Here is a 23,521-nt window from a genome sequence, read left to right on the forward strand (position 1 = left end):
TAAAATAATTGACAGAATGATTCGCTAATCTTCAATATTTCTTCTGTAATTTTTCTAAAACTTCGTAAATCATTAAAAATCAAAATATTTTACAATAAATATTTGTCAAATTAAATTTTATTCATACATTTGCACACTCATTTTAGGGGAGGAATATGCCCAATTCAAACTTGGTAATTATTTGAGATCCCGAAAAATGAAAGTGAATACAAGAAAATTTTATAACATATTATATAAATAATGTCAGGTATTATTGGAAAAAAAATCGGGATGACTTCTCTGTTTGACGAAAACGGCAAAAATATGCCGTGTACCGTTATTCAGGCTGGTCCATGCTCGGTTTTACAGGTCAGAACCATTGAAAAGGACGGATACAAATCTGTTCAGTTAGGTTTCGATGACAAGAGTGAAAAGAACGTTGGTAAAGCGTTAGCCGGCCATTTTAAAAAGGCTGGTTCTGCTCCTAAAGCTAAGTTGGTAGAATTCTACAGAGAATTCGTAGACGAAGTAAAAGTAGGAGAAGAAGTAAAAGTTGATTTGTTCACAGAAGGTGAATTTGTTGACGTTACAGGAACTTCAAAAGGTAAAGGTTTCCAAGGTGTTGTTAAAAGACACGGTTTTGGAGGTGTAATGCAAGCTACTCATGGTCAGCACAACAGACTTAGAGCTCCAGGTTCTATCGGTGCGGGATCGGATCCTTCAAGAGTATTCAAAGGAATGAGAATGGCAGGTAGAATGGGAGGTAAGCAGGTAACTGTACAAAACCTTCAAGTATTAAAAGTGGATCAAGAACAAAATCTTTTAGTAGTAAAAGGTGCTGTTCCGGGAGCTAAAAATTCTTATGTAATTATCAGAAAATGGAACTAGTAGTATTAAATACATCAGGAAAAGAAACCGGAAAGAAAGTAACTCTAGACGAATCTGTATTCGGTATTGAGCCAAACAAGCACGCGGTTTACTTAGAAGTAAAACAATATCTTGCTGCTCAGCGTCAAGGTACTCATAAATCAAAAGAAAGAAGCGAAATTACAGCTTCTACTAAGAAACTTAAGAAGCAAAAAGGATCTGGTTCTGCTAGATACGGTGATATTAAATCTCCTACATTTAGAGGTGGAGGTAGAGTATTCGGTCCTAAGCCAAGAGACTACAGATTCAAATTGAACAAAGCTCTTAAGAGATTAGCTAAAAAATCTGTTCTTTCTCAGAAAATGAGAGACAACAGCATCAAAATTGTTGAAGGATTGAGCATTGCTGCTCCTAAAACTAAGGATTTCATCACTGTATTGAATGCATTGTCATTAAACGATAAGAAATCTTTATTCATTCTTCCTGATACAAACAAGAATGTATATTTATCTTCAAGAAACTTGCCTAAGACTAAGGTGATGAAATTCAACGAAATTTCTTCTTATGACCTTATCAATGCAGGTGAGATCGTATTCTTAGAAGGTGCAGTAGAAAAATTCCAGGAAAATTTAAAGAAATAAATCATGTCACTAATTATTAAACCAGTTATCTCAGAAAAGGCTAATTACCTTACAGATTTAAGAGGTACTTATTCTTTCTTGGTTAACCCTAAGGCGAATAAGATCCAGATAAAAAAAGCTGTGGAAGCGGCTTACGGTGTAAAAGTAGCAGACATTAATACAATGATTTATGCTCCGAAGGTTTCTTCGAAATACACTAAGAAAGGTCTTCAAGTAGGAAAGACAAACAAATTGAAAAAAGCGGTAATCAAACTTGTAGAAGGTGACGTTATCGATATTTTCGCTGTAAATTAATTATTAATTATAAATAATAGTAATGTCTGTTAGAAAATTAAAACCTATCACCCCAGGACAGAGATTCAGAGTTGTAAACAATTTTGAGGAAATTACTACCAACAAACCAGAGAAATCTCTTACAGTTGGTATTAGTAAGTCAGGTGGACGTAACCAAACTGGTAAAATGACCATGCGTTACACCGGAGGTGGACACAAAAAGAAATACAGAATTATCGACTTCAAAAGAAACAAGCATGATGTTGAAGCAACGGTAAAAACTGTAGAGTACGATCCAAACAGAACTGCTTTCATCGCTTTAGTTGAATATGCAGACGGAGAGAAGAGATATATCATCGCTCCAAACGGGATCAAAGTAGATCAGAAGATCATTTCAGGAGAAAGCGTAGAACCAAACATCGGTAACGCTATGAAACTGAAAAACATTCCTTTGGGAACTGTAATTTCTTGTATCGAGATGAAGCCTGGCCAAGGTGCAATCTTAGCAAGAAGTGCTGGTTCTTCAGCTCAATTAACTTCAAGAGACGGTAAATATGCAATCGTAAAATTGCCTTCAGGAGAATCTAGAATGATCCTTACTGAATGTTATGCAATGGTTGGATCTGTTTCAAACGGAGATCATCAGTTAACTGTATCAGGTAAGGCTGGTAGAAGCAGATGGTTAGGTAGAAGACCAAGAACAAGACCGGTAGTAATGAACCCTGTAGATCACCCAATGGGAGGTGGTGAAGGACGTTCTTCTGGAGGTCACCCAAGATCTAGAAACGGTATGCCGGCTAAAGGTTACAAAACTAGAAAGAAAAACAAAGTGTCTAACCGTTACATCGTATCTAAAAGAAAATAATTATGGCAAGATCACTTAAAAAAGGACCGTTCATTCATCATACTTTAGATAAGAAGGTTCAGGCAAATATAGAAGCTAATAAGAAAACAGTTATCAAAACTTGGTCTAGAGCATCGATGATCTCTCCAGACTTCGTAGGACAAACTATCGCTGTACACAACGGGAAAGCATTTATCCCGGTTTACGTTACAGAAAACATGGTAGGTCACAAGTTAGGCGAATTTTCTCCAACAAGATCTTTCAGAGGTCATGGTGGTAACAAAAACAAAGGTAGCAGATAATCATGGGATCAAGAAAAAGAGAAAGTGCATTAGCACGTAAATTAACTAATCAGGATGTAGCGAAAGCGTTACACAACGATTGCCCTTCTTCTCCAAGAAAAATGAGATTAGTAGCTGATATCATCAGAGGAGTAGAGGTTGAAAAAGCTTTAAGCATTCTAAAATATTCTAAAAAAGACGCGTCAAACAAATTAGAGAAAGTTCTTCTTTCTGCTATGGCAAACTGGCAGTCTAAAAACGAAGGTGCTGACATCGAAGAAGCAAACCTTATCGTTAAAGAAATTTTTGTAGACAGTGCAAGACAATTGAAGAGACTAAGACCAGCACCGCAAGGTAGAGGTTACAGAATCAGAAAGAGATCAAACCACATTACGCTAATCTTAGGTACAAAAGAAAATTAATTCAAGGTATGGGACAGAAGACAAATCCAATTGGTAACAGATTAGGTATCATCAGAGGATGGGATTCTAACTGGTTTGGTGGTAAAAACTACGGTGACAGAATCGCTGAAGATTACAAAATCAGAAGATACCTTGAAGCTAGATTATCTAAAGGTGGTATTTCAAGAATTTATATTGAAAGAACATTAAAGTTAGTTACAGTTACAATTACTACTGCTAGACCGGGATTAATCATCGGTAAAGGAGGTCAGGAAGTTGATAAACTGAAAGAAGAGTTGAAAAAATTGACTAAAAAGGATATTCAAATCAACATCTTCGAAATCAAAAGACCTGAGCTTGATGCAGTATTAGTTGCAGACAGCATTGCAAAGCAAATCGAAAACAGAATCTCTTACAGAAGAGCTGTAAAGATGGCTATCGCAGGTACAATGAGAATGGGTGCAGAAGGTATCAAAGTTCAGATCTCTGGTAGATTAAACGGTGCTGAAATGGCAAGATCAGAATCTTTCAAAGACGGAAGAATTCCTTTGTCTACTTTCAGAGCAGATATCGATTACCACATCGGTGAAGCACTTACTCAGTACGGGAAACTGGGAGTAAAAGTTTGGATCATGAAAGGTGAAGTTTACGGTAAAAGAGAACTTTCTCCTCTAGTGGGACAACAGAAAAAAGGAGGTCAGTCTGGTGACAGAAGAGAAAACCGTGGAAACGGAGGAGACAGAGACAACAGAAGACCAAGAAGAAACAACAACAATAACAATAATAATTAAAATTTTAGATTAGAAATTTTGCATTTTAAATTACCGTTACTTTTTTAAAATAAAAAACATCTAAAATCTAAAATCTAAAATCTAAAATTTAGAAATTATGTTACAACCAAAAAGAACCAAGTTCCGTAGAGTACATAAGATGAAAATGAAGGGGATTGCTCAGAGAGGTAATCAACTTGCTTATGGAACTTTTGGGATCAAGGCTACAGAAGGTGCTTGGATCACTGCAAGACAAATTGAAGCTGCGCGTATCGCTGCTACAAGATATATGAAGAGAGAAGGTCAGCTATGGATCAAAATCTTCCCAGATAAGCCAATTACTAAAAAACCAGCGGAAGTACGTATGGGTAAAGGTAAAGGTGCTGTGGAATATTGGGTAGCTGTAGTAAAACCAGGTAAAATTATGTTCGAAGTTGGAGGTGTACCTTACGATATCGCTAAGGAAGCTTTAAGACTTGCAGCTCAAAAGTTACCTATTGTTACTAAATTTATCGTTGCTAACGATTTTGTTAAACCTCTTTAATCTTTGTATACAATGAAAAAAGCTGATATTAAAAATTTAAGCGCGGGTGATCTTCAAGCTCAATTAACTGAAGCAAAAGCTCAATATTCAAAACTGAAATTGGCTCATGCGATCAGTCCTATTGAAAACCCGATTCAAATCAAAGATTTGAGAAGAGCAATCGCTAGACTAAACACTGAGTTAACTAACAAACAATAATCCTTTTTACAATGGATAGAAATTTAAGAAAAGAAAGAATCGGAGTGGTTTCCAGCAATAAAATGGAAAAAACTATTGTTGTTAGTGAAACTACAAGAGTAAAGCACCCGATGTACGGTAAATTCGTTCTAAAAACGAAAAAATATACTGCACACGACGAAAACAACGAATGCAACGAAGGAGATACAGTTCTAATTTCTGAAACTAGACCTTTGAGCAAGAGCAAGAGATGGAGATTAGTAAGAATCATTGAAAAAGCTAAGTAATAATGTTACAAACAGAATCAAGATTAAAAGTTGCTGATAACACAGGTGCAAAAGAAGTACTGGTTATCAGAGTTCTGGGAGGAACCAGAAGAAGATATGCTTCAGTTGGTGATAAAATCGTTGTTACAATCAAAGATTCTACACCATCAGGAAACGCAAAGAAAGGTCAGGTATCTAAAGCTGTAGTAGTAAGAACTAAAAAAGCAGTAAGAAGAAAAGATGGTTCATACATCAAATTCGACGACAATGCTTGTGTATTGCTAAACGCAGCAGGAGAAATGAGAGGTACACGTGTTTTCGGACCAGTTGCCCGTGAGTTGAGAGACAAAGAATATATGAAAATCATTTCATTAGCTCCTGAAGTACTTTAATATTTAAAATTTTAAAAAAAATGTCAAAGTTAAAAATAAAAAGAGGAGATAACGTAATCGTAACTACCGGAAAGAAAGATCTTAAAGGGAAAACAGGTGAAGTTATTGAAGTGATCAAAAAAGAAGGAAGAGACCCTAGAGTTATCGTTGCAGGTCTTAACATCGTTAAGAAACACGTTAAGCCTTCAGCTTCTAATCCGCAAGGAGGAATTACTGAGAAAGAAGCTTCTATTCATATCTCAAACGTAGCTTTAGTTGGTAAAGACGGAAAAGCTATCAAAATCGGTTACAAAATCGAAGGAGATAAGAAAGTGAGAATCAACAAGCAAACGGGTGAAACTTTATAATTTTAAATAACACATGGAATATATAGCAAGACCCATAGTAGCTTATAAAGAGAAAATTGTTCCTGCAATGATGGAAGAATTTGGCTACAAATCAGTAATGCAGGTACCTAAATTAGAGAAAATTGTAATCTCTCAAGGTTTAGGTGATGCTACAGCAGATAAGAAAATTATCGATTATGCTGTAGAAGAACTTTCAAACATCACAGGTCAGAAAGCTGTTGGTACTATCTCTAAGAAAGATGAGGCTGCTTTCAAATTAAGAAAAGGTATGCCTGTAGGTGCTAAGGTTACTCTTAGAGCTACAAAAATGTACGAATTCTTAGACAGACTTACTTCTTCTGCTTTGCCACGTATTAGAGATTTCTCTGGTATCAAAGCTGAAGGTTTCGATGGTAGAGGTAACTATAACTTAGGAATCACTGAGCAGATTATCTTCCCTGAAATCGTAATTGACAAAGTGAAAAAAATCCAGGGGATGGACATTACTTTCGTTACTACAGCGAAAACAGATAAAGAAGCTAAAGCATTATTAACTCACTTCGGTTTACCGTTCAAAAAGAACTAAGAAATGGCTAAAGAATCAATGAAAGCGCGTGAGCGCAAAAGAGAAGCTACTGTAGCTAAATACGCTGAAAAGAGAAAAGCTCTTAAAGAAGCTGGTGATTACGAAGGACTTCAGAAATTACCTAAAAATGCTTCTCCTGTAAGATTACACAACAGATGTAAACTGACAGGCAGACCAAGAGGATACATGAGAACGTTCGGTATTTCCAGAGTAACTTTCAGAGAAATGGCAAACAACGGTCTTATCCCAGGCGTTAAAAAAGCTAGTTGGTAAGCAATAAAATTTTTACAGCTGACTTCTATATTTTTATAAGTCAGCTGTATTTTAATAAATAGAGCTCAGAGTTAAGTAAGCGTAGAGGTAAAGAAAAAATAAATATTATTAAATTTTTTTTGTACTTTTGCACCCGCTCAGGAAAATTATTATTTCCCTGGGAGACTAATCTTCGTTTTAGCTATGTTTATTAGAATAAAATGAAATTAAAAAATCAAAGTGACAGTTAAGTTGTTGAGATACTGCAGGTAAAGAGATTAGGCGAAGAAACATCGGAGCCATATAATCTTTAATCTTTAAGTCTTTTCAATACTGGTTGTCATTAAACCAATAATTTAAAACAAAGAAATGGTAACAGATCCAATTTCAGATTTCCTGACTAGAGTAAGGAACGCACAAAGCGCAGGCCACAAAGTGGTGGAAATTCCTGCATCGAAAATCAAAAAGGAGATTACTAAGATCTTATTTGATCAGGGTTATATCTTAAACTACAAGTTTGAGGAGAGCGCTGTTCAGGGTACGATCAAAATCGCTTTGAAGTACGACAAGCAAACCAGCAAACCAGCAATCAAGAGCATTCAAAGAGCTTCAAGACCAGGTTTGAGACAGTACAAAGGTTCAGGTGAACTTCCAAGAGTACTAAACGGTTTGGGTATTTCTATCATCTCTACTTCTAAAGGAGTAATGACGGATAAGAAAGCTAGAGAAGAGAAAGTAGGCGGTGAAGTAATCTGCTATGTTTATTAATTTTTAATCAAAGGAAAATGTCAAGAATTGGTAAAGCAATTATAACAGTTCCAGCAGGAGTTACAATCACTGAGAAAGAAGGTGTAGTAACTGTAAAAGGTCCAAAGGGAGAACTTTCTCAGGAGCTTACTGGTGGAGTTACTATTGAGCAAAACGACGGTCAGCTTACTGTAAGCAGACCATCTGATGCTAAACAACACAGAGCGCTACACGGTTTGTACCGAGCGTTGATCAACAACATGGTTTTGGGAACTACAGAAGGTTTCACAAAAAAATTAGAACTGGTAGGGGTAGGATACAGAGCTTCACACGCAGGTCAAAAACTTGAGTTGGCTTTAGGATTCTCTCACGGTATCGTTTTAGAAGTTCCAAAGGAAGTAATCATCGATACATTGACTGAAAAAGGTAAAAACCCAATTATTACTTTAACGTCTCACGACAATCAACTTTTAGGAATGGTTGCTGCAAAGATCAGATCTTTCAGAAAACCTGAACCGTACAAAGGAAAAGGTGTAAGATTCGTAGGAGAAATTGTTAGACGTAAAGCTGGTAAATCTGCTTAATAAAAATTAAGAAAATGGCACTAAGTAAATTAGAAAAAAGAATAAGAATCAAAAGAAGAGTAAGAGGAAAAATCTCTGGATCTGCTGATTTGCCAAGATTATCTGTATACAAAAGTAATAAGGAAATTTACGCACAGTTAATCGACGATAAAGACGGGAAAACTTTAGCTTCAGCTTCTTCTAGAGAGAAGGGGGTAGAAGCTAACGGAACAAAAAGTGAAATTTCTGCTGCTGTAGGTAAAGCAATCGCTGCTAAAGCAATCGCTGCAGGAATTGAAAATATTGTATTTGACAGAAACGGTTTCGTATACCACGGTAGAGTGAAAGCTTTAGCTGACGGTGCGAGAGAAGGAGGACTTAAATTCTAATCATTAAATTTCGGAAATATGTTAGGACTAGATAATATAGAAAGAGTAAAACCGGGAGGATTAGAACTTAAAGATCGTCTCGTTGCTGTAAATAGAGTAACAAAAGTAACCAAAGGAGGTAGAGCTTTCGGATTTTCTGCAATTGTTGTAGTAGGTGACGAAGCTGGAACTATCGGTTTTGGTTTAGGAAAATCTAAGGAAGTTGCTTCTGCTATCGCAAAAGCGGTAGAAGATGCTAAGAAAAACTTAGTAAAAGTTCCTGTAATGAATCATACAATCCCTCACCAGACTTCTGCTAGATACGGTGGTGCAGATATCTTCATGAGACCTGCTTCTCACGGTACAGGACTTATCGCCGGTGGTGCGGTAAGAGCGGTATTGGAGTCTGCTGGTATTCACGATATCCTTTCAAAATCTAAAGGATCTTCTAACCCTCACAACGTAGTGAAAGCTACTTTCAAAGCGTTGTTAGACATCAGAAGACCAGAAGAAATCGCAAGAATGAGAGGAGTTTCTCTAACTAAAGTGTTTAACGGTTAATAAATAAACAATGGCAACAATTAAAGTAAAGCAAGTAAGAAGCGCTATTGGTAGAACAAAAACCCAAAAGAGAACGCTTGAAGCATTAGGATTTAAGAAACTTCACCAAGTTGTAGAGCACGAAGCTACGCCTTCTATCTTAGGAATGATCGCTGCTGTAAGTCACTTACTTGAAGTTCAAAAATAATTTTTAAAATAATTTTAAAATGAATTTAAACAACATAAAACCAGCTGCAGGATCTACTTTCAATTCAAAAAGAATTGGTAGAGGTCAGGGTACTGGAAAAGGAGGTACTTCTACAAAAGGTCACAAAGGTCAGAAAGCAAGAGCTGGTTATTCTCAGAAAATCGGTTTCGAAGGTGGACAGATGCCTTTACAAAGAAGATTACCGAAATTCGGTTTCAAAAATGTAAACAGAAAAGAGTTTAGAGGAATTAACCTTGATACTATTCAGACTTTAATCGAGAACAAATCTATCACTGGAGAAATCACGAGAGAAGTATTGATTGAGAACGGTTTAATTACTAAAAACGAATTAGTGAAAATTATGGGTAGAGGTGAATTGAAATCTGCGGTTTCAATCTCTGCAGACAAATTCACTAAATCTGCTGAAGAGCTAATCTCTAAAGCAGGAGGAAAAGCAATTACCTTATAATAAACAGTAATGAAAGAATTTATACAGACCCTCAAAAATATTTGGAGCTTAAAAGAGCTGAGAGAAAAAATTCTCTTTACTTTATTTATCATCCTTGTGTATAGATTCGCATCTTTCATCTCCTTACCTGCGATTAACCTTGCAGAAGTGGGAGATCTCTTAGAGCATTATAAAAATCAAGGCGGAAACAAGCAAGGAGCAGGACTCCTTGGCTTGCTTTCGTCATTTACAGGAGGGGCGTTCAGCCACGCTTCTGTGATGGCGTTAGGTATTATGCCTTATATTTCTGCATCAATCATTGTTCAGCTGATGGGGATGGCAATTCCTTATCTTCAGAAACTACAGAAAGACGGAGAGTCTGGTAGAAACACACTGAATCAGATTACAAGATGGTTAACAATTGGAGTTTGTCTTGTACAGGCGCCTTCTTATTTAACTTCGATCACTCAGTTGTTCTTACCTTACGCTCAGTTCCAGTCTGCGTATTTTGTAGATCCTAATTCAATTATGTTCTGGTTGCCAAGTATTGTAATCTTGGTAGGTGGTTCTGTATTTGCAATGTGGTTGGGTGAGAAAATCACCGACAAAGGTATCGGGAACGGTATTTCTATCCTTATTATGGTGGGAATCCTTTCAAGATTACCGGAAGCATTTGTACAGGAAATTGCAGTTCAGAATGGTAAAGGAGGTTTAGGTTCTATCATGATCATGATTGAAGTTCTATTCTGGATGATAGTGGTACTTTTAGCTGTTGTATTATCGGTGGCTGTAAGAAAAATTCCTATTCAGTATGTAAGCAGAGCTCAGGCAAGAGGAGGTGTAAATAAAAATCTTATGCAGGGTGCAAGACAGTGGATTCCGTTGAAAGTAAACGCAGCCGGTGTAATGCCGATCATCTTTGCTCAGGCATTGATGTTCGTACCTGGTTTGCTTACAAAAGTAGACGAGTCTAATACTTTCCTTGCAGGTTTTAAAAATGTATTCAGCTGGCAGTACAATGTATTGTTTGCGTTATTGATTATTATCTTTTCATTCTTTTATACAGCAATCACAATTCCTGTAAACCAAATGGCTGATGATCTTAAGAGACAAGGTGGTTTGGTACCGAAGGTGAGACCAGGGAAAGAGACTGCTGATTATCTGGATGATATATTGTCAAAAATTACTTTGCCAGGTTCAATATTTTTAGCTATCTTTGCAGTCCTTCCGGCAATTGTGCATGGAAGCTTTGTTCAGACAGATGCTTTTGCCCTGTTTTTCGGTGGTACATCGCTATTGATCATGGTGGGAGTAATATTAGATACTGTTCAACAGATCAATACTTATCTGCTAAATCATCATTATGATGGTTTGATGCAGTCAAAATTGTCAAGAACAACCGGATATTAATTTATGGCAAAACAAAAACATATTGAACAGGATGGCGTAATTACTGAAGCGCTTTCTAATGCACAGTTTCGTGTAGAGCTGGAAAACGGGCATATGCTTATTGCTCATATTTCAGGGAAGATGAGAATGCATTATATTAAACTGTTACCTGGTGATAAGGTAAAACTTGAAATGTCTCCTTACGATCTTTCGAAAGGTAGAATTACATTTAGATACTAAAAAACAAATGCCAAACGGATGCGATACTCCGTTTGGCTATTGTTAAAGAATAGATATACAAATGAAGTCATTGATTTCGTTTGGTAATAAAGAAAAACAAAAATTTTCAAAATGAAAGTTAGAGCATCAATTAAAAAAAGAAGTGCTGATTGCAAAATCGTACGCAGAAAAGGTGTACTGTTTGTAATCAACAAGAAAAACCCAAAATTTAAACAAAGACAAGGTTAACATTAAATTATGGCGAGAATTTCAGGTATTGATTTACCAAAAAACAAAAGAGGAGTTATCGGTTTAACTTACATCTACGGAGTTGGAAGAAGTACATCTTCCGAAATCCTTAAGAACGCCGGTATCAGCGAAGACAAAAAAGTCAACGAATGGAATGACGATGAATTGGCTGCAATCAGAACTTATATCTCAGAAAACATCAAAGTAGAAGGAGAGCTTAGATCTGAAGTGCAATTGAACATTAAGCGATTAATGGACATAGGATGCCAACGAGGAATACGTCACAGACTTGGATTACCTTTAAGAGGCCAGAGAACGAAAAACAACTCTAGAACACGTAAAGGAAAGAGAAAAACTGTTGCTAACAAGAAAAAAGCTAGTAAATAATCGTTAGGAATTATGGCAAAACAAACTAAAGTAGTTAAAAAAAGAAAAGTAAAAGTTGAGGCTATTGGTGAAGCGCACATTCAGGCGTCTTTCAATAACATCATCATTTCTTTAACAAATAAAAACGGAGAGGTAATCTCTTGGGCTTCTGCCGGTAAAATGGGATTCAGAGGTTCTAAAAAGAATACTCCTTTTGCTGCTCAAATGGCAGCTGAAAATTGCTCTGCTGTAGCTCACGAAGCTGGTTTAAGAAGAGTAAAGGTGTTTGTGAAAGGTCCAGGTGCAGGTAGAGAATCTGCTATCAGATCTATTCACAATTCAGGAATTGAAGTTTCAGAAATCGTTGACGTGACGCCTATGCCACACAACGGATGTAGACCACCAAAAAGAAGAAGAGTTTAATTTTTAGAATTTACCCATTATGGCAAGATATATTGGACCTAAAACTAAGATTGCTAGAAAGTTTGGTGCTGCAATCTACGGAGATGATAAAAACTTCGAGAAAAGAAAAAACCAACCGCCAGGACAACACGGTCCTAACAAAAGAAGAGGCGCAAAAAAATCTGAATATGCTGTTCAGTTAATGGAAAAGCAAAAAGCTAAATATACTTACGGTATTTTAGAAAGACAATTTGCTAACCTTTTCGAAAAAGCGCACAGAAGTAAAGGTGTAACAGGTGAAGTTCTATTGCAACTTTGCGAATCAAGACTGGATAACGTTGTTTACAGATTAGGTTTTGCTAAAACAAGATCTGGTGCTAGACAATTGACTTCACACAGACACATCACTGTGAATGGTGAAATCTTAAACATTCCATCTTATTTAGTAAAGGCTGGTGATGTAATCGCTATCAGAGAGAAATCAAAATCTCTTGATGTTGTAGCTGAAGCTTTAGCTGCAAAATCAAACTACGAGTGGTTACAATTCAACGATGAGAAGAAAGAAGGTACCTTCATTACTGCTCCTGAAAGAATCCAAATTCCGGAAGACATCAAGGAACAGCTTATCGTCGAACTTTACTCTAAATAATTTTTTAATCAAATTTTTGCTCAACCCAACAATATGGCAATTTTACAATTCATAAAACCCGATAAAGTAATCCTACTTAACTCTGATGAATTTAAAGGTCAATTCGAATTTCGTCCTTTAGAACCAGGTTTCGGGCTTACAATCGGTAATGCTTTGAGAAGAGTGTTGCTTTCTTCTCTGGAAGGATACGCTATTTCATCTATCAAAATAGAAGGTGTAGAGCACGAATTTTCAACTATTCCGGGAGTAATCGAAGATGTAACCGAAATCATTCTTAACCTTAAGCAGGTAAGATTGAAAGCTTCAGCAGAAAACCAGGCTAATGAGCAGGTAGTTGCTAAAGTTTCGGGGCAAACGGTTATTACAGCAGGAGATTTAGGAAAATCAATGAGCGGTTTCGAGGTTTTAAACCCGGAATTGGTAATTTGTAACCTAAACGCTGATGTTTCTTTCGAAATTACTTTCAATATTGATAAAGGTAGAGGTTATGTTCCTTCAGAGCAAAACAAATCAAACAATGCACCTATCGGTACCATTGCTATTGATTCTATCTTTACACCAATCAAGAAAGTACAGTATAGTATTGAAAATTACCGTGTAGAGCAAAAAACAGACTACGAAAAACTTGTATTAGATATAGAAACTGATGGCTCTATCAGCCCTCAGAATGCTTTAACTGAAGCTTCAAAGATATTAATTTATCACTTCATGTTGTTCTCTGATGAGAGAATCACTCTGGAGACTGAAGCTGTGAAAGCATCTATTCAATACGACGAAGAAACACTTCATACAAGACAATTACTTAAGTCTAAATTAGCAGATATGGATCTTTCTGTAAGAGCCCTAAACTGTCTGAAAGCAGCTGAAGTAGAAACTCTTGGAGAATTGGTTTCTTACAGTAAGTCTGATTTGATGAAATTCAGAAATTTTGGTAAAAAATCTTTGACAGAACTAGAAGAATTGGTGCATTCAAAAGGTCTTAACTTCGGTTTTGACGTTGCAAAATATAAATTAGACGCTGATAATTAAATAATAATGAGACACGGTAAAAAATTCAATCACTTAGGAAGAACGTCTTCACACAGAAGCGCTTTACTTTCTAATATGGCTTGTTCTCTAATTGAGCATAAGAGAATCAACACTACTGTAGCTAAAGCTAAAGCTTTAAGAGTATATGTTGAACCTCTATTAACAAAGGCAAAAGAAGATACTACACACAATAGAAGAATTGTTTTTTCATATCTTCAAAGTAAAGAGGCTGTTACTGAACTTTTCAGATCAGTAGCTCCTAAAATCGCAGAAAGAAACGGAGGTTACACAAGAATCATCAAAACTGGTTTCAGAAAAGGTGATGCTGCTGACATGGCTCTTATCGAGCTTGTTGATTTCAACGAACTTTACAATCCTAATGCTGAGGAGAAAAAGACGACAAGAAGAAGTAGAAGATCTACTACTGCAAAAGTAGCTGTTGAAGCTGCTCCAGCGGTGGAGGAGAAAGTTGAAGAGCCTAAGGCTGAGTCAACAGATTCTACTGAAGAAAAAGCTGGAGAATAATATTCTTACAGATATAATAAAAAACCGTTCAGATTTCTGAGCGGTTTTTTTTGTGCTTTACAATTTGCCTTTCACCAGTTCAATGATATTTTTCCCCTGATGCAAAATCAAACTGTCTCCCTTTACTGTGGCTTTCATATCGCCATTTTCGTAGGTCGTCACTTTTCCGTCTGATTTTATTTTGTCGAGTTTAAACGTTTTGCCGTTGCTGCTGATTTCCACATCGCTCGTTCCGGGTTCATAATCAAAAATAACTTTTACCCGAGATCCATCAGTTGCAATATATTGGTAATTGTTTCGTATTATTTTTTTGCCGGTTGCATCTGTATTATAAGACACATTTTCGTCCACTTTTCCATTATCTGCCAAAACAGTCCCTTCATTATCTGTCTTGATAACGTTTTTGTTGCCTCCTTTACCACAACTGATTAGTGCTGTGAAAATTAGAATGGCTAAAGTTAAATTTTTCATGCTATATTATTAAATTAAAAACTTTTGGTAATTCTCTTTATTCTTGTTTAAATTTTAACTAAATTTAAGAAACAAAAACTAAACCATTCCACGGAAACTCAAAAACTTTAAAATTACCCGAACGTGTAATTGATTCTGTTCCGAATTCTGTCGAAATTTGTCTTAAACAATACCAACATGAGCATTTCCATAGCCATAGTAGAAGACGAAAAAAACTACAACAATGCGTTGAAAAAAGTCATCGATTACCAGGATGACATGAAAGTTGTTGCCCAGTTTTTCAATGGTAAAAATGCTTTGGAAGAACTCTCATTTTACCAACCGGATGTTGTGATGATGGATATCCAGCTTCAGGATATGCTCGGCATTGATGTCATTTCTAAAATCAAAAAAGACCTACCCAAAACCCAATTCATCATGTGTACAAGTTTTGAAGATGACGAAAAAGTCTTCAATTCTCTGAAAGCAGGTGCTACAGGTTATCTCGTAAAAGGCGAAAGCATGGATAAAATCCTCAGCTCAATCCGTGATGTCTACAACGGCGGTGCCCCCATGAGTTTCTCAATTGCCAGAAAAGTCCTAAGTCATTTTGAACGAAAAACAACTGATCAAAACGAGTGCGAAGAATTGACCAGACGTGAAATTGAAATCGTAGAACTACTCTCAGCCGGTCTTTTATACAAAGAAATTGCCGACAAGATTTTCATAAGCATCGACACTGTGAAAAAGCACGTCGGAAATATTTACAGAAAACTCCACGTCAATAATAAAGTGGAGGCTATTAATAAATTTAACTATTTTAAAAACTAGAAATTATGAGAATCTTAAAATCTTTAGTCATTGTAATACTATTTTGTTTTGCACTGTTAAGCTGTAAAAAAGGACAAGAAGCTGAAAATAGTAATGGAGATAGTGTTAGCTCAACACCCGATGATACGATTACTAAGAATCTTGATAGTGCTGCCGTTTTTATTGAAATGATTCCAGCACATATTGAAAGACAATATACTACTAAGTTTGCTGAAGCGGCATCAAAACATCCAAATCTAATTGATAAGTTTACTTTAGATTACTCAAATTTTAAAGAATTAATTGAAAAATATACAAACTATAAGTCTGCAAAATTTTATTTTATACAGGATTCAAATACTTCTAAACTTAATTTAGGTCTAGCATTGTCCAATAATACAAATTTTCAAGATTTGGGCTCCGATAAAAAGTTTATTCTTTCAAATGGGAAATTTATTGATGGTAAAAAACTAAATGAGCAGATAGGATTCTATCAAAGAGGTTTGGCTAGTCAGACAAATTTTAATGGAAAGAAAGCAACGCAGTGTGTCATATACAAAGTCAGCGATATAGAAAATTATTTTGTTAAAATGGAAAGTAAGTCTGTAGTTTCACAATTAAATTTCAATATGATCTATTTTGTTCCCGCAAAAGATAATGATGGTAGCGACTATACAAGTGTGCCTGTTGAAAAATACGATCGAATATCCTTTTCAGTGCATGCAATAGATACAAGTGGTAATTTTGTCGATGACGGATTTGATGCCGGAGATCTAAAACCTTAGTGAATGATTGTTGGGATTATATATAAACTATTTTTATTGCTTACTCTTGCGAAATCGTTTTTTGTTGGACGGAAAAATGGTTTTAGGTCTCAAAAATTCATTTTTGTGTATTTACTGATTACCTTTCTTAATGAATGCATTGCTTTTACAAGAGATTTTTTGAATCCAGAAGTTAAAACTGGTCTTCAATACAATATTTATTTTCTGTTTTGTATAATATATTTTACCTTTTACTTCACAGCTGGCTTCCGGAAAACTATTAAATTAGTTTCTCTAATTTCTGCAATTTTATCTTTAGGATTTGTAGTGTTTATAACTGATTTTACTTGTCAGGATTTCGACAAAAGAATAGGAATTACTATAACGCTTTTTTATATTATTAATTCATTATTATGGTACTTTCAGAAAATAACTTTCTTTGATGAATACAAGATAACAGACGACCCGGCTTTTTGGATTTTCACTGCATTATTGATGTGGAGCTGTTTTTTCATTTTCAGAATTACTCCAATGTTTTACTTTGCTAAAAACGACCTGAAATTTTTGCAGTTTCTGAAAACAGGACAAAATATCATTAATATTTTAATGTATGCAATGTTTTTTATCTCTCTAAATAAATTTGAAACTAAAGTAAAATGATATGAATGAAATTCAGGATGAAATTAAATTAGCCTATTTGATTGCAATCGGAATCATGATGCTGTTTGTTTGTTTCATTATTGTAATTGTGCTGATGTATAATAAAAGACAACTTCTATATCTCAAAGAAAACCAACTCAAAGAATCCGAACACCAAAACCAGCTCCTCCAAAAAGAATTAGAAAAACAAAAACTCATCGAACAGGAGCGTGAACGTATTTCCCACGATATGCACGACGACCTTGGTGCAGGAATTTCGGCATTAAAATTGCAGGCAGAATTTTTAAAGCAAAAAGCAGATAATGGAGATTTAATCAGCGACATCGATGAGCTGTTAAAAACTTCTGAAGAAATGAACCTTTCCATGAGGGAAATGCTTTGGAGCCTTAATTCAGGAAACGATACCATCGGAAGTTTTGTAGAGTACGCAAAAACGTATGCTTTTAATTTTTTAAAGAAAACAAAAATTCAATTAATTACTGAAATCGAAGATGTTATTTCTGGAACCACAATCACAACCGAACTGAGAAGGAATCTTTTTCTTTGTCTGAAAGAAGCTTTAAACAATGCGTATAAACACAGCCAATCCACTGAACTAAAATTATCGTTTATTCAGAAAGATAAAGAATTTATAATGAAAATCTTCGATAACGGCATTGGAATTAATGAAACAAATTCAGGAGGAAACGGTCTCCGAAATATGAAGCGCAGAATGCAGGAGCAAAATGGTCATTGCGAAGTAATGACGGAGAATGGTACGCATTTGTTTTTTAAAGTGGAATTGCAAAATGAGACTTTTGGGTAATTGTTTGATCGGGTTTGTATTGGGAACTTTGAAATGTAAGTTTCAATGCGATAAAAAAGAATAACAATTTTCATTGTAAACAGCGTTCTCTAAAAATTTTGGAGAATTATAATTTTAAAATTCAAAGAAAAAAAATATTATATAATGACTAAAATTAACTAAAATTTAACTCAATAAAGCATCACAAAATAACACTCCCGTAACTTAAAGATTTAAAATTTCAGTAAATTTGTCTGAACTATAAAAATAATAAATAAAATGAGTTACATTTCTTACATAGAAGCGAGACAGATTTTGGATTCAAGAGGGAATCCTACAGTTGAAGTTGATGTATTTACAGAAAGTGGGGCGATGGGGCGTGCGGCTGTTCCTTCCGGAGCATCTACTGGTGAGCATGAAGCAGTAGAATTGCGTGATGGCGGTTCTGAATGGATGGGAAAAGGTGTTTCTAAGGCTGTAGAAAATGTAAGAGAAGTTATTTCTCCTGAGTTGGTAGGTCTTCCGGTTTTTGATCAGAATTTGATCGATCAGATTATGATCGAATTGGATGGAACCAGCAACAAAGGAAGCTTAGGGGCAAACGCAATTCTTGGTGTTTCTTTGGCTGCTGCAAAAGCTGCTGCTGCTGAACTAAAAATGCCGTTATACAAATATGTTGGTGGTGTAAACGCCAATACACTTCCTGTTCCGATGATGAACGTAATCAATGGTGGTTCTCACTCAGATGCGCCGATTGCTTTCCAGGAATTTATGGTAATGCCGGTAAAAGCAGATTCTTTCTCTCACGCATTGAGAAAAGGAACTGAAATTTTCCACAACCTGAAATCTATTCTTCATTCAAGAGGTCTTTCTACGGCTGTAGGTGATGAAGGTGGTTTTGCGCCGACTTTTGCAGGAACTGAAGATGCTTTGGATACTTTGCTTCAGGCTATCGAAAAAGCAGGTTACAAGCCTGGTGATGATGTAATGATTGCATTGGATTGTGCGGCTTCAGAATTTTACAAAGACGGAATTTACGATTACAGAAAATTCCAGACTGCTGATGCGCCTCAGTTCTCAAGCAGCGAGCAGGTGTCTTACTTGGCTGAACTGGCAAACAAATATCCGATTATATCTATCGAAGACGGTATGCAGGAAAATGACTGGGAAGGCTGGAAAATGTTAACCGACAAAATCGGTGACAGAGTACAGTTAGTTGGGGACGACTTATTCGTAACCAATGTTGAAAGATTGGCAAGAGGTGTGAAAGAAGGGATTGCAAACTCAATCTTGGTAAAAGTAAACCAAATCGGTTCTCTTTCTGAAACGATGGCTGCTGTACAGATGGCTCAGCACAACAAGTTTACATCAGTAATGTCTCACAGATCGGGTGAAACTGAAGATTCTACAATCGCTGATTTGGCAGTTGCTATGAATTGTGGTCAGATTAAAACAGGTTCTGCTTCAAGATCAGACAGAATGGCGAAATACAACCAGCTTTTAAGAATTGAAGAAGCTTTGGGTGATACAGCTTATTTCCCTGGATTAGACGCATTTAAAATTAACAGATAATAAAATCTAAAAAAAACAGCATACTATTTTTTGGTTGCTGTTTTTTTGTGTATTTTTAAGAAATTTAAAATAAAATATTATAATAATGTCAGACAACAAAGTTATATTGAATTACGACGGTAATTCGTATGAATATCCTATCGTAGATAGTACAATCGGAGACAGAGGAATAGATATTTCAAAATTGAGAGACCAAACCGGTCTTATTACCTTAGATTTAGGATACAAAAATACAGGTGCTACGCTTAGCGACATCACGTATCTTGACGGAGATCAGGGAGAATTGTTCTACAGAGGTTATCCTATCGAGCAAATCGCTGAGAAGTCAAACTTTACAGAAGTAATGTACCTATTGTTACACGGTGAGTTGCCAACTGAAGAGCAGTTCAATACCTTCAACGGTAACATCAAAAAATATAACTTCGTAGCAGAGGAGATGAAAAAAATCATCGATGCTTTCCCTCGTTCTGCGCACCCAATGGGAGTTTTATCTACATTAACATCTGCTTTAACGGCGTTTAACCCTAAGGCGGTTAACGTACAGTCTAAAGAAGAGATGGATCTTGCTGCTGAATTGCTTATCGCAAAATTCGCTCACCTTGCGGCTTGGACTTACAGAAAAACTTTAGGTTTACCATTAAACCACGGAGATAACAGCCTGAACTATGTAGAGAATTTCTACAAAATGGCTTTCAGATTGCCAAACGAAGAATTTACAATCAATCCTGTAATCACAGAAGCTTTAGATAAATTATTAATCCTTCACGCAGATCACGAGCAAAACTGTTCTACATCTACTGTAAGAATGGTTGGTTCTGCTCATACAGGTCTTTTTGCATCAGTTTCTGCCGGTATTTCTGCACTTTGGGGACCACTTCACGGTGGTGCTAACCAAGCGGTTATCGAAATGCTTGAATTGATCGAAAAAGATGGTGGAGACGTTAACAAATGGGTTGCAAAAGCGAAAGACAAAAACGACAGCTTCCGTTTGATGGGCTTTGGACACAGAGTGTACAAAAACTTCGATCCAAGAGCGAAAATCATCAAAAAAGCTGCTGACGATTTGTTAGCTGCTTTAGGAATTGAAGATAAGGCACTTGATATTGCAATGCAATTAGAAAAAGTAGCTCTTGAAGACGAATACTTCATCGAAAGAAAATTGTATCCAAATGTAGACTTCTATTCAGGAATCATCTACAGAGCATTAGGAATTCCTACAGAAATGTTTACCGTAATGTTCGCATTGGGAAGACTTCCGGGATGGATTGCTCAATGGAAAGAAATGAGATTGAAAGGAGATCCAATCGGAAGACCAAGACAGGTTTACCAAGGAGCTCAAAAAAGAGATTATATCGATATCGCAAACAGATAGATAATAAATTAAACCGCCTCAACAGGCGGTTTATTTTTTTTTAATGAAATCAGCATACACTGTATTTCCTCTTTTTGCAAAAAATATATTTGATAACGAATGGTTTGTTTTCTTCCATCGTTTCTCTCGATGATTATACTGAGTATTCCATTGAAAAGTCTCTTTCTATATTCACATGATTTGATCTTGTTTTTTGGGAGCTCCAAAGACCACTTAGAACTTTTTGATTTCCAACAGTGATAATTTTTTATGGATGTTACTTCCCCGCTATCTTCATATTGAAAGAAATTTATCTCGAAAGCAAATTTCAAAAGCAATATTTCCGCTAAAACCAAAAACGTAAGAAAAAACAAATCATCTTTTAGATTTAAAAAATCAAAACTGATTAAGACTATTAGTATCCCTATTATCACAAGAAGACTAAAGATAAACGGAGTTACCTTATTCACTTTTTTAGCATTGCTGATTTTGACCATAATTCATTAACTTATTTCCAATAGCTCCAAACTTTTCCGTCGAATATAGCAATCGCTTTACCCACTGTGTCGTAGCACATAAAACCCGGATATGGACTTTTTACGGTGTTATGTGGATTAGCAATTTTTGGAAGAATCATTGCTTTGTTGCCGGATTCCAGTACAAGGATTCCTTTTGCACTGCTGTTAGGAGAGCCTATAATTACCCCTTGTTGAGGCGTTGATTCTTCGGAATTGTTTACTGAAATAGATGTGGAATCTCCAGCGTCACTTAAATCTTTCCAGCTTTTGTTTTCATACATTTTTATTTTGCTGTCGCTTAGATCAAAAACAAAAGTACCATTGTTATCTGTCGGTGTTGAAGAAAGTGCAAGATTTATATTGGTTACAGCGGGTAGGATGAGACCTCTTGTATTAGCTGTGTTGTTGTCGAAATCTAAGAGTGTAGAACCACCGTCTACAGTCTGTTTTCCGATTGCTATCTGACCATAAAAAACTGTTGTCAATAGACAGAACATTAAACTTAAAATTATTTTTTTCATGTTTTGGGTTTTTATTAATTACAACTTCTGTTAATGCATTTCCATTGGGTTCCGTTAAAAAGCTTCACGCACGCATCCTGAATATCATACACAATCATACCTTCTTTAGGTTCAGTAATAGAATCTCCCGTTTGAGGAGTTGTACTCACATGATTTACTCGGCTAATAACGAATCCTTTTTCTTTAGATTCTAATGCAATGAAACCATTAGGTATGCTGGTGGGCCAGGCATCTTGTTTTTTCTGAGCAGTAATACCAAATTTTGTGTACCCGTCTGGAGTTCCCGTTACAGCAGGGTTGGTACAATAGCAAGTACCAATAGTAATGACCGCCGGAGAAGATATATTCCCTAAAGTGTCTGCAACAGTATATTCAATTGTTACCGGCTGAGTAAAAGTGCTTAAAGAACTAAAAGTAATCTCACCGTTTGCGGCATTCACCGTGAAAGTACCTTGTCCGGAAATCGTTACAGATGTTGATGGAGTTGATGTTACGGGATCAATTAGTTTGACCGTTTGGGGGTCAATAGCATAGGTTCCGGCTACATCATTTGCCAAGACACTGAATGTAATGGTTTGAGGAAGCGTTGGTTGCACAATACAGTACTGATCAGCATGAGTGCTGGGTGGAAGTGTAAAATTACAGCTTGCACCATCAGCTAAGACTTGGCCGATATTATCTGCGGTATTAAAAAGATTCGCATTTAAATCATAAGTCTGCGTGGCTGAATTATAAGTAAATTTATATGTATTACGACTTCCGTTATTTCCTACATACAGATTATTTTGTACATCCCTGAAAGTAGTTCCCCAAGATGTATCTTGTTCGGAATTGATATCAGTCCCCAAAGCGTCACCTAAAAACTGTAATGCATTGGTGGTAAGATTTATCCTAAAAAGCTTTCTTGTATTGGTACCGGCAGGTTGAGTGATTCCGTAGATGTTATGATCAGATCCAAAAGTAAAATCATTAATTTGAAAATTAAAAATAGGAATTGGAGTTGAAAAATTTGTTGTTGAGACAGCTAGTGTACTCAGGTCAATTTTGTACAGTGTAGCTGTGCTATTCTTAAAGATATACAGTGTGTTTTCGTGAACGGCACCCGCAGTTGCAGAGCCAACCGTACTTGAACTTAAGCCTGGAACAGTGATTAAATCGTAATTTCCATTGGCGTCTATTTTTATGATTTGGTTGGAGTTGGTTCTGTAACCGTAAATAAATCCGTCCTGCTTATTATGTCCGATACAGTTAATTCTTCTGCCTGTAATTCCGGTAGATGTTGGGATTATCGGATTTTTAATTAAAGAAACATGTCCGGTACCAATGTCTACGCTGTAAAATCCTGAGATACCACTTGTTCCCGGGATATCCTGCATGACAACATAAGCCTGGGCATTTACACATGAAATGGGAGTAACGGCTTGAGAAAAGCACTTAAAAGTAACTGCTAAAAAGCAGAAAATAAATAATTTTTTCATCATTGTTGTTTTTTTTAGTTATAATAATGGAACTTTTCTTGCCCTGAAAAATTAATTTTAGTTGATGTTTCTTTTAAACTTTAAAAGCAGAATGCTAAAATGAATGGTAAAAATTAAGGGAATCAAATTTTGAAAGATTCAATAATTTTATTTTTATACAGTCTCATTAACTTTGCATTTATGGTTACAAATTTTGATGTTTTTCAGACGATAATAAAACTATTATATAGTGATTTGTTTAATTAAATGATTAAAAATTTATCTAATTGATTTTTAATGTATTAAATATTTTGTATTTTTGAATTAACTTAT

The 23,521-nt window shown here is 35.9% G+C and carries 36 protein-coding genes; 33 read left to right on the forward strand and 3 right to left on the reverse strand.

The genetic code is table 11. From position 1 onward, the window contains the following. Nucleotides 1–240: 240 nt before the first annotated feature. From rplC to rplQ, 28 genes are all read left to right on the forward strand, one after another. Nucleotides 241–867, forward strand: a complete 627-nt coding sequence (rplC, locus tag AC2A1G_RS16640; RefSeq protein ID WP_484048030.1) for a 50S ribosomal protein L3 — start codon at nt 241–243, stop codon at nt 865–867. After that, the gene (rplD, locus tag AC2A1G_RS16645; RefSeq protein WP_484048031.1) at nt 858–1,487 is read left to right on the forward strand and encodes a 50S ribosomal protein L4; all 630 of its coding nucleotides are present in this window, start codon (nt 858–860) and stop codon (nt 1,485–1,487) included. Before rplC ends, rplD begins: the two co-directional genes overlap by 10 nt. Nucleotides 1,488–1,490: 3 nt before the next feature. Then, nucleotides 1,491–1,781, forward strand: a complete 291-nt coding sequence (gene rplW, locus AC2A1G_RS16650) for a 50S ribosomal protein L23 (protein ID WP_056026836.1) — start codon at nt 1,491–1,493, stop codon at nt 1,779–1,781. A 22-nt stretch (nt 1,782–1,803) separates the two neighbouring features. Then, complete coding sequence (gene rplB, locus AC2A1G_RS16655; RefSeq protein WP_262149551.1) at nt 1,804–2,625, forward strand: 50S ribosomal protein L2; 822 nt, start codon at nt 1,804–1,806, stop codon at nt 2,623–2,625. Nucleotides 2,626–2,627: 2 nt separating this feature from the next. Continuing rightward, nucleotides 2,628–2,906, forward strand: coding sequence for a 30S ribosomal protein S19 (rpsS, locus tag AC2A1G_RS16660; protein ID WP_262149549.1), 279 nt, complete (start codon nt 2,628–2,630; stop codon nt 2,904–2,906). Between the two features lie 2 nt (nt 2,907–2,908). Further along, nucleotides 2,909–3,307, forward strand: a complete 399-nt coding sequence (gene rplV, locus AC2A1G_RS16665) for a 50S ribosomal protein L22 (RefSeq protein ID WP_056075966.1) — start codon at nt 2,909–2,911, stop codon at nt 3,305–3,307. A gap of 8 nt (nt 3,308–3,315) precedes the next feature. After that, a complete protein-coding gene (gene rpsC / locus AC2A1G_RS16670; protein ID WP_056075970.1) occupies nt 3,316–4,077 on the forward strand; it encodes a 30S ribosomal protein S3 in 762 nt (253 codons plus the stop codon). A gap of 97 nt (nt 4,078–4,174) precedes the next feature. After that, nucleotides 4,175–4,600: a 50S ribosomal protein L16 gene (rplP, locus tag AC2A1G_RS16675; RefSeq protein ID WP_056075973.1), complete on the forward strand. Its 426-nt coding sequence runs from the start codon at nt 4,175–4,177 to the stop codon at nt 4,598–4,600. A 12-nt stretch (nt 4,601–4,612) separates the two neighbouring features. Next, complete coding sequence (rpmC, locus tag AC2A1G_RS16680) at nt 4,613–4,798, forward strand: 50S ribosomal protein L29 (RefSeq protein WP_484048032.1); 186 nt, start codon at nt 4,613–4,615, stop codon at nt 4,796–4,798. A gap of 11 nt (nt 4,799–4,809) precedes the next feature. Further along, nucleotides 4,810–5,064 carry a 30S ribosomal protein S17 gene (gene rpsQ / locus AC2A1G_RS16685; RefSeq protein WP_034678021.1) on the forward strand — a complete coding sequence of 85 codons (255 nt, stop codon included), beginning with the start codon at nt 4,810–4,812 and terminating at the stop codon, nt 5,062–5,064. Between the two features lie 2 nt (nt 5,065–5,066). Next, the gene (gene rplN / locus AC2A1G_RS16690; protein WP_002983226.1) at nt 5,067–5,435 is read left to right on the forward strand and encodes a 50S ribosomal protein L14; all 369 of its coding nucleotides are present in this window, start codon (nt 5,067–5,069) and stop codon (nt 5,433–5,435) included. 20 nt (nt 5,436–5,455) lie between these two features. Continuing rightward, complete coding sequence (gene rplX, locus AC2A1G_RS16695; RefSeq protein ID WP_262149543.1) at nt 5,456–5,782, forward strand: 50S ribosomal protein L24; 327 nt, start codon at nt 5,456–5,458, stop codon at nt 5,780–5,782. A 13-nt stretch (nt 5,783–5,795) separates the two neighbouring features. Beyond that, entirely contained in the window at nt 5,796–6,347 is a 552-nt protein-coding gene (gene rplE / locus AC2A1G_RS16700) for a 50S ribosomal protein L5 (protein ID WP_484048033.1), read from the forward strand. 3 nt (nt 6,348–6,350) lie between these two features. Next, a complete protein-coding gene (gene rpsN, locus AC2A1G_RS16705; RefSeq protein ID WP_047442254.1) occupies nt 6,351–6,620 on the forward strand; it encodes a 30S ribosomal protein S14 in 270 nt (89 codons plus the stop codon). Between the two features lie 348 nt (nt 6,621–6,968). Beyond that, the gene (rpsH, locus tag AC2A1G_RS16710; RefSeq protein ID WP_056026813.1) at nt 6,969–7,367 is read left to right on the forward strand and encodes a 30S ribosomal protein S8; all 399 of its coding nucleotides are present in this window, start codon (nt 6,969–6,971) and stop codon (nt 7,365–7,367) included. A 17-nt stretch (nt 7,368–7,384) separates the two neighbouring features. Further along, nucleotides 7,385–7,930, forward strand: a complete 546-nt coding sequence (gene rplF, locus AC2A1G_RS16715) for a 50S ribosomal protein L6 (RefSeq protein ID WP_191737415.1) — start codon at nt 7,385–7,387, stop codon at nt 7,928–7,930. A 14-nt stretch (nt 7,931–7,944) separates the two neighbouring features. After that, nucleotides 7,945–8,298, forward strand: coding sequence for a 50S ribosomal protein L18 (gene rplR, locus AC2A1G_RS16720; RefSeq protein WP_484048034.1), 354 nt, complete (start codon nt 7,945–7,947; stop codon nt 8,296–8,298). An 18-nt stretch (nt 8,299–8,316) separates the two neighbouring features. Then, complete coding sequence (gene rpsE / locus AC2A1G_RS16725) at nt 8,317–8,838, forward strand: 30S ribosomal protein S5 (protein WP_056075986.1); 522 nt, start codon at nt 8,317–8,319, stop codon at nt 8,836–8,838. A 10-nt stretch (nt 8,839–8,848) separates the two neighbouring features. Next, nucleotides 8,849–9,025, forward strand: coding sequence for a 50S ribosomal protein L30 (gene rpmD, locus AC2A1G_RS16730; RefSeq protein WP_007839493.1), 177 nt, complete (start codon nt 8,849–8,851; stop codon nt 9,023–9,025). 19 nt (nt 9,026–9,044) lie between these two features. Next, on the forward strand, nt 9,045–9,494 hold the full coding sequence (rplO, locus tag AC2A1G_RS16735) for a 50S ribosomal protein L15 (RefSeq protein WP_056075989.1): 450 nt from the start codon (nt 9,045–9,047) through the stop codon (nt 9,492–9,494). 9 nt (nt 9,495–9,503) lie between these two features. Then, entirely contained in the window at nt 9,504–10,883 is a 1,380-nt protein-coding gene (gene secY, locus AC2A1G_RS16740; protein WP_056026798.1) for a preprotein translocase subunit SecY, read from the forward strand. Nucleotides 10,884–10,886: 3 nt separating this feature from the next. Then, complete coding sequence (infA, locus tag AC2A1G_RS16745) at nt 10,887–11,102, forward strand: translation initiation factor IF-1 (RefSeq protein ID WP_027387199.1); 216 nt, start codon at nt 10,887–10,889, stop codon at nt 11,100–11,102. A gap of 111 nt (nt 11,103–11,213) precedes the next feature. Further along, a complete protein-coding gene (gene rpmJ / locus AC2A1G_RS16750; protein WP_007839480.1) occupies nt 11,214–11,330 on the forward strand; it encodes a 50S ribosomal protein L36 in 117 nt (38 codons plus the stop codon). A gap of 9 nt (nt 11,331–11,339) precedes the next feature. Continuing rightward, entirely contained in the window at nt 11,340–11,717 is a 378-nt protein-coding gene (gene rpsM, locus AC2A1G_RS16755; protein ID WP_484048035.1) for a 30S ribosomal protein S13, read from the forward strand. A gap of 12 nt (nt 11,718–11,729) precedes the next feature. Next, entirely contained in the window at nt 11,730–12,119 is a 390-nt protein-coding gene (gene rpsK, locus AC2A1G_RS16760; RefSeq protein WP_034694697.1) for a 30S ribosomal protein S11, read from the forward strand. A 19-nt stretch (nt 12,120–12,138) separates the two neighbouring features. Then, nucleotides 12,139–12,747 carry a 30S ribosomal protein S4 gene (rpsD, locus tag AC2A1G_RS16765; RefSeq protein ID WP_484048036.1) on the forward strand — a complete coding sequence of 203 codons (609 nt, stop codon included), beginning with the start codon at nt 12,139–12,141 and terminating at the stop codon, nt 12,745–12,747. Nucleotides 12,748–12,780: 33 nt separating this feature from the next. Further along, nucleotides 12,781–13,776: a DNA-directed RNA polymerase subunit alpha gene (locus AC2A1G_RS16770; RefSeq protein ID WP_484048037.1), complete on the forward strand. Its 996-nt coding sequence runs from the start codon at nt 12,781–12,783 to the stop codon at nt 13,774–13,776. A 6-nt stretch (nt 13,777–13,782) separates the two neighbouring features. Beyond that, nucleotides 13,783–14,301: a 50S ribosomal protein L17 gene (gene rplQ / locus AC2A1G_RS16775; RefSeq protein ID WP_484048038.1), complete on the forward strand. Its 519-nt coding sequence runs from the start codon at nt 13,783–13,785 to the stop codon at nt 14,299–14,301. A gap of 57 nt (nt 14,302–14,358) precedes the next feature. On the opposite strand, the gene AC2A1G_RS16780 is transcribed toward rplQ, so the two are convergent. Beyond that, complete coding sequence (locus AC2A1G_RS16780; protein WP_484048039.1) at nt 14,359–14,772, reverse strand: hypothetical protein; 414 nt, start codon at nt 14,770–14,772, stop codon at nt 14,359–14,361. Nucleotides 14,773–14,949: 177 nt separating this feature from the next. On the opposite strand from AC2A1G_RS16780, the gene AC2A1G_RS16785 reads away from it, so the two are divergent. The 5 genes from AC2A1G_RS16785 (at nt 14,950) to AC2A1G_RS16805 (ending at nt 20,713) form a co-directional block, all read left to right on the forward strand. Further along, the gene (locus tag AC2A1G_RS16785) at nt 14,950–15,582 is read left to right on the forward strand and encodes a response regulator (RefSeq protein ID WP_484048040.1); all 633 of its coding nucleotides are present in this window, start codon (nt 14,950–14,952) and stop codon (nt 15,580–15,582) included. Between the two features lie 5 nt (nt 15,583–15,587). Beyond that, nucleotides 15,588–16,346 (forward strand): hypothetical protein, encoded by a 759-nt coding sequence (locus AC2A1G_RS16790; RefSeq protein ID WP_484048041.1) that lies wholly within the window; start codon nt 15,588–15,590, stop codon nt 16,344–16,346. Between the two features lie 640 nt (nt 16,347–16,986). Further along, nucleotides 16,987–17,790, forward strand: coding sequence for a sensor histidine kinase (locus tag AC2A1G_RS16795; protein ID WP_484048042.1), 804 nt, complete (start codon nt 16,987–16,989; stop codon nt 17,788–17,790). 258 nt (nt 17,791–18,048) lie between these two features. After that, nucleotides 18,049–19,341, forward strand: a complete 1,293-nt coding sequence (eno, locus tag AC2A1G_RS16800; protein ID WP_484048043.1) for a phosphopyruvate hydratase — start codon at nt 18,049–18,051, stop codon at nt 19,339–19,341. Nucleotides 19,342–19,426: 85 nt separating this feature from the next. Continuing rightward, nucleotides 19,427–20,713, forward strand: coding sequence for a citrate synthase (locus AC2A1G_RS16805; RefSeq protein ID WP_484048044.1), 1,287 nt, complete (start codon nt 19,427–19,429; stop codon nt 20,711–20,713). Nucleotides 20,714–21,200: 487 nt separating this feature from the next. Here AC2A1G_RS16805 and AC2A1G_RS16810 read toward each other — a convergent pair whose 3' ends face one another. Together AC2A1G_RS16810 and AC2A1G_RS16815 are read right to left on the reverse strand one after the other, a co-directional pair. Then, nucleotides 21,201–21,731, reverse strand: coding sequence for a hypothetical protein (locus AC2A1G_RS16810; RefSeq protein ID WP_484048045.1), 531 nt, complete (start codon nt 21,729–21,731; stop codon nt 21,201–21,203). Between the two features lie 14 nt (nt 21,732–21,745). After that, nucleotides 21,746–23,212, reverse strand: a complete 1,467-nt coding sequence (locus AC2A1G_RS16815; protein WP_484048046.1) for a DUF6923 family protein — start codon at nt 23,210–23,212, stop codon at nt 21,746–21,748. Nucleotides 23,213–23,521 lie beyond the last annotated feature (309 nt).

The organism is Chryseobacterium sp. HNCC26DJ240 (genome assembly GCF_057180485.1).

Coding starts and splice junctions, on each gene's coding strand:
- rplC (WP_484048030.1), top strand. CDS start 241: ATGTCAGGTATTATTGGAAAAAAAATCGGGATGACTTCTCTGTTTGAC.
- rplD (WP_484048031.1), top strand. CDS start 858: ATGGAACTAGTAGTATTAAATACATCAGGAAAAGAAACCGGAAAGAAA.
- rplW (WP_056026836.1), top strand. CDS start 1,491: ATGTCACTAATTATTAAACCAGTTATCTCAGAAAAGGCTAATTACCTT.
- rplB (WP_262149551.1), top strand. CDS start 1,804: ATGTCTGTTAGAAAATTAAAACCTATCACCCCAGGACAGAGATTCAGA.
- rpsS (WP_262149549.1), top strand. CDS start 2,628: ATGGCAAGATCACTTAAAAAAGGACCGTTCATTCATCATACTTTAGAT.
- rplV (WP_056075966.1), top strand. CDS start 2,909: ATGGGATCAAGAAAAAGAGAAAGTGCATTAGCACGTAAATTAACTAAT.
- rpsC (WP_056075970.1), top strand. CDS start 3,316: ATGGGACAGAAGACAAATCCAATTGGTAACAGATTAGGTATCATCAGA.
- rplP (WP_056075973.1), top strand. CDS start 4,175: ATGTTACAACCAAAAAGAACCAAGTTCCGTAGAGTACATAAGATGAAA.
- rpmC (WP_484048032.1), top strand. CDS start 4,613: ATGAAAAAAGCTGATATTAAAAATTTAAGCGCGGGTGATCTTCAAGCT.
- rpsQ (WP_034678021.1), top strand. CDS start 4,810: ATGGATAGAAATTTAAGAAAAGAAAGAATCGGAGTGGTTTCCAGCAAT.
- rplN (WP_002983226.1), top strand. CDS start 5,067: ATGTTACAAACAGAATCAAGATTAAAAGTTGCTGATAACACAGGTGCA.
- rplX (WP_262149543.1), top strand. CDS start 5,456: ATGTCAAAGTTAAAAATAAAAAGAGGAGATAACGTAATCGTAACTACC.
- rplE (WP_484048033.1), top strand. CDS start 5,796: ATGGAATATATAGCAAGACCCATAGTAGCTTATAAAGAGAAAATTGTT.
- rpsN (WP_047442254.1), top strand. CDS start 6,351: ATGGCTAAAGAATCAATGAAAGCGCGTGAGCGCAAAAGAGAAGCTACT.
- rpsH (WP_056026813.1), top strand. CDS start 6,969: ATGGTAACAGATCCAATTTCAGATTTCCTGACTAGAGTAAGGAACGCA.
- rplF (WP_191737415.1), top strand. CDS start 7,385: ATGTCAAGAATTGGTAAAGCAATTATAACAGTTCCAGCAGGAGTTACA.
- rplR (WP_484048034.1), top strand. CDS start 7,945: ATGGCACTAAGTAAATTAGAAAAAAGAATAAGAATCAAAAGAAGAGTA.
- rpsE (WP_056075986.1), top strand. CDS start 8,317: ATGTTAGGACTAGATAATATAGAAAGAGTAAAACCGGGAGGATTAGAA.
- rpmD (WP_007839493.1), top strand. CDS start 8,849: ATGGCAACAATTAAAGTAAAGCAAGTAAGAAGCGCTATTGGTAGAACA.
- rplO (WP_056075989.1), top strand. CDS start 9,045: ATGAATTTAAACAACATAAAACCAGCTGCAGGATCTACTTTCAATTCA.
- secY (WP_056026798.1), top strand. CDS start 9,504: ATGAAAGAATTTATACAGACCCTCAAAAATATTTGGAGCTTAAAAGAG.
- infA (WP_027387199.1), top strand. CDS start 10,887: ATGGCAAAACAAAAACATATTGAACAGGATGGCGTAATTACTGAAGCG.
- rpmJ (WP_007839480.1), top strand. CDS start 11,214: ATGAAAGTTAGAGCATCAATTAAAAAAAGAAGTGCTGATTGCAAAATC.
- rpsM (WP_484048035.1), top strand. CDS start 11,340: ATGGCGAGAATTTCAGGTATTGATTTACCAAAAAACAAAAGAGGAGTT.
- rpsK (WP_034694697.1), top strand. CDS start 11,730: ATGGCAAAACAAACTAAAGTAGTTAAAAAAAGAAAAGTAAAAGTTGAG.
- rpsD (WP_484048036.1), top strand. CDS start 12,139: ATGGCAAGATATATTGGACCTAAAACTAAGATTGCTAGAAAGTTTGGT.
- AC2A1G_RS16770 (WP_484048037.1), top strand. CDS start 12,781: ATGGCAATTTTACAATTCATAAAACCCGATAAAGTAATCCTACTTAAC.
- rplQ (WP_484048038.1), top strand. CDS start 13,783: ATGAGACACGGTAAAAAATTCAATCACTTAGGAAGAACGTCTTCACAC.
- AC2A1G_RS16780 (WP_484048039.1), bottom strand. CDS start 14,772: ATGAAAAATTTAACTTTAGCCATTCTAATTTTCACAGCACTAATCAGT.
- AC2A1G_RS16785 (WP_484048040.1), top strand. CDS start 14,950: ATGAGCATTTCCATAGCCATAGTAGAAGACGAAAAAAACTACAACAAT.
- AC2A1G_RS16790 (WP_484048041.1), top strand. CDS start 15,588: ATGAGAATCTTAAAATCTTTAGTCATTGTAATACTATTTTGTTTTGCA.
- AC2A1G_RS16795 (WP_484048042.1), top strand. CDS start 16,987: ATGAATGAAATTCAGGATGAAATTAAATTAGCCTATTTGATTGCAATC.
- eno (WP_484048043.1), top strand. CDS start 18,049: ATGAGTTACATTTCTTACATAGAAGCGAGACAGATTTTGGATTCAAGA.
- AC2A1G_RS16805 (WP_484048044.1), top strand. CDS start 19,427: ATGTCAGACAACAAAGTTATATTGAATTACGACGGTAATTCGTATGAA.
- AC2A1G_RS16810 (WP_484048045.1), bottom strand. CDS start 21,731: ATGAAAAAAATAATTTTAAGTTTAATGTTCTGTCTATTGACAACAGTT.
- AC2A1G_RS16815 (WP_484048046.1), bottom strand. CDS start 23,212: ATGATGAAAAAATTATTTATTTTCTGCTTTTTAGCAGTTACTTTTAAG.